The sequence below is a fragment of the Spirosoma sp. 48-14 genome (genome assembly GCF_001898575.1).
Taxonomy (GTDB): Bacteria; Bacteroidota; Bacteroidia; order Cytophagales; family Spirosomataceae; genus Spirosoma.
This window is the reverse complement of the sequence record NZ_MKUD01000030.1, coordinates 1-3,199: the sequence shown is the minus strand read 5'-3', so window position 1 is coordinate 3,199 and position 3,199 is coordinate 1. Positions and strand designations below refer to the sequence as shown.

Genomic DNA, 3,199 nt, shown 5'->3' with positions numbered 1-3,199 from the left:
TGGCTCAACCAGTGCGCCGGTCATTGTGGCTCAGGTCAACTCGACCAGTTGTGGTCTGGCTAATGGTAGTGCCAGTGTGCAGGTAACCAGCGGTAGTGGTAGCTATACCTATCAGTGGACGACCAGCACCGGTACAGTGGTTGGGACCACGGCCGGTATCAGCAACCTGTCGGCCGGTACCTACATGGTGAGTGTAGTGGATGTCAACGGCTGTAGTAGCATGACCAGTGTGGTGGTGGGCAACAGCACACCGCTCAATGTGACGGCCACGGCTCAGAATGCGGTCTGTGGGCAGGCTACAGGTTCGGTTAGTGCGCAGGTGAGCGGGGGTAGCCCGGCTTACAGCTACCAGTGGCGCAATGCGGCTGGCAGTGTGGTGGCCACCAGTCAGAACCTGACCAACGCTTCCCCTGGCAGCTACACGGTCATCGTGACGGATGCGACGGGTTGTACGGCGCTGGCTTCGGCCAACATCAGCAACCTGAGTGGACCACAGGTGAGTGGTGTACCGACGAACGTGAAGTGCTACGGTACCCAGACGGGTGGTGTGGTGCTGAGTGTAACGGGTGGCACCCCACCGATTGGCTACCAATGGAGCAACGGGGCCACGACCAAAGACCTGAGCAATGTGGGAGCTGGCGTATATACAGTGACGGCTCGTGATGCCAATGGTTGTGTAGCCGTACAGAGCTTCACCATCACGCAGCCGACCGAGATCGCAGCGGTGTTCCAGCCAACCTACCCAACCTGTACGAATCCATCGGGGGGTAGTCTGAGTTTGGTGAGCATTAGCGGAGGTACGTCTCCCTACAGCTACACCTGGAGCACGGGGGCTATGACAGCGAGTATCAATGGACTGAGTGGCGGAACCTACACCCTGACCATCAAAGATGCACTTGGCTGTATTGCCTCGCCCCTGGCGGTGTTACCAACCCCAACCGGCTGTAGCGGATTCGACCTGGCGTTGACCAAGAAACTGGCAACGGGTCAGAGTTCAACGGTCGTAGCGGGTGGTACGGTTACCTTCACCATCGCGGTAATTAACCAGGGCGGTGTGGATGCCACCAATGTTCAGGTAACGGATTATATCCCGACGGGCCTGACGCTGAACGATGCGAACTGGACGGCCAGTGGTAGCAAAGCCACGCTCAATAGCGTCATTGCGAGCCTGCCAGCGGGTCAGACCACCACGCGCAACATTACCTTCACGGTAAGCCCCACGTTTGTGGGCAGTTTGACCAACGTGGCCGAGATCAGCAGTGCCAGCAATCCGCAGAACCTGCCCGATAAGGACTCTAATCCAGACAATGATCCGACCAACGATGGTACGCCAGTCAATGACGATACCAGTGGTGATCATAAGAATAACCCCTCGCAGGATGAAGACGATTCCGATCCGGAAATTATCACGGTCGTTCCAACGCCAGTCTTTGACCTGGCCCTGGTGAAAAAACTAGCATCGGGCCAAAGTGCGACGGTTGTGGCGGGTAGCAGCGTAACCTTTACGATTACGGTCTACAACCAGGGTAACGTTGACGCGACCAATGTCCAGGTGACGGATTACATCCCGACGGGCCTGACGCTGAACGATGCCAGCTGGACCGCCAGCGGTAGTCTGGCCACGCTCAACAGTGTGATTGCCAGCTTGCCAGCGGGTCAGAGTACCACGCGCAACATCACCTTCACGGTGAGCAGTAATTTCGCTGGTGGTAGCATTACCAACGTGGCTGAGATCAGTAGCGCGAGCAATGCTCAAAACCTGCCCGATAAGGACTCCGATCCGGACAACAATCCGACCAACGATGGTACGCCCGTCAACGATGACACCAGTGGCGATCATAAGAATAACCCCTCGCAGGATGAAGACGATTCCGATCCGGAAATCATCACGGTAACTCCGTTGAAGGCGGCCCTTGGCGACTACGTCTGGTACGACAACAACAAGAACGGCCAGCAGGATGCGAATGAACCACCAGCGGTTGGGGTAACGGTGACGCTCTATAATGCGACCACCAACCAGCCCATCAGCACAACGGTAACCGACGCAACCGGCCATTACCTGTTCCCGAATCTGGACCCTGGCACCTACTATGTGGTGTTCACGGCACCGAGTGGGGCTACGTTCACCACGCCAAATACGGGTAACGATGCAACGGACAGCGATGCAGGTGTAGGCGGTCGAACGGGCAACTATACGCTAGTGGCGGGTCAGGTTGATCTGACGGTGGATGCGGGTCTGATCCCTCAATGCACAAGTCCAAATTGTACGACGATTATCACGGTGAAATAAGTAGCGATTGGGGAGTTTGCAGTCCTTGTAAACTCCCCAATACCTCACGTTTGCGGCTAGCCTATACGACTCCTCCTCCGTACTGGTGAATCAGTCGGATGACAGAAAACGGGATAGCAAAGCATCAATTACTATTTGAATTCGTAACCAATCTATCACCACAGACACATTGCTGTTATGCGCTTGTTATTGAATAAACCGAAATATTGGATGTTCGCTTTAACTAGTTTTTTACTCTGGATGAGTATAAATAACGGTTCGATTCACCCGTTTACAACCCTGCTTGTTTCCTCAAAGCTGGAAGTCGGATTATCTACGGAGGTTCGTGATGTTGGCTGTCGATTAGCCAGAGAAGGGCATGTTCGAATACGAGGGCAATCCGCTGTTAGCAGTTCCGCCACCAGTTTATATAGAGATCGGGACGATGGGTTTAGGCGGATAGCCACAGGGCCGGAAGTTGCAAAACCCAGTAGAGAACAGGCGTCTTGTCCGATCTCGACCTACCATCAGATTTATTTATCCCACTGTAATCAGCGTGTTGCTTCGGCTGACTCGTATTCACTAACTGAACTATGACCATGCAGAACTTGTACATGAGATTTGAACGAAAAACGATCTGGCAGTACATATTGTCGGGTTTGCTGCTGTGTCTGCTCACAGCTAGTGGTGCGTTTGCCCAGGTTAGCGGCACCGTATATCAGGACTTGAATGCCAACGGGGCCCAGGGAACGGCTACACCCAATCTGGAAACGGGCTATGGGGGCATCACGGTGAAAGCCTTCAATGCGGCCGGAACAATGGTAGCCTCGACGACAACCGCTGCCAATGGGACGTATACCCTTACGGGGGTAACGGGTCCGGTTCGGGTAGAGTTTTCGGGACTTCCTGCTGCTTACTACAGTGGCCCGG

The 3,199-nt window shown here is 54.6% G+C and carries 2 protein-coding genes; both read left to right on the top strand.

From position 1 onward, the window contains the following. The coding region (locus tag BGO59_RS17270; RefSeq protein WP_293685011.1) for an SdrD B-like domain-containing protein at positions 1-2,290 on the top strand (2,290 nt) is incomplete at its 5' end. A gap of 593 nt (positions 2,291-2,883) precedes the next feature. Next, on the top strand, positions 2,884-3,199 hold a 316-nt coding region (locus tag BGO59_RS17265), incomplete at its 3' end, for an SdrD B-like domain-containing protein (protein ID WP_293685009.1).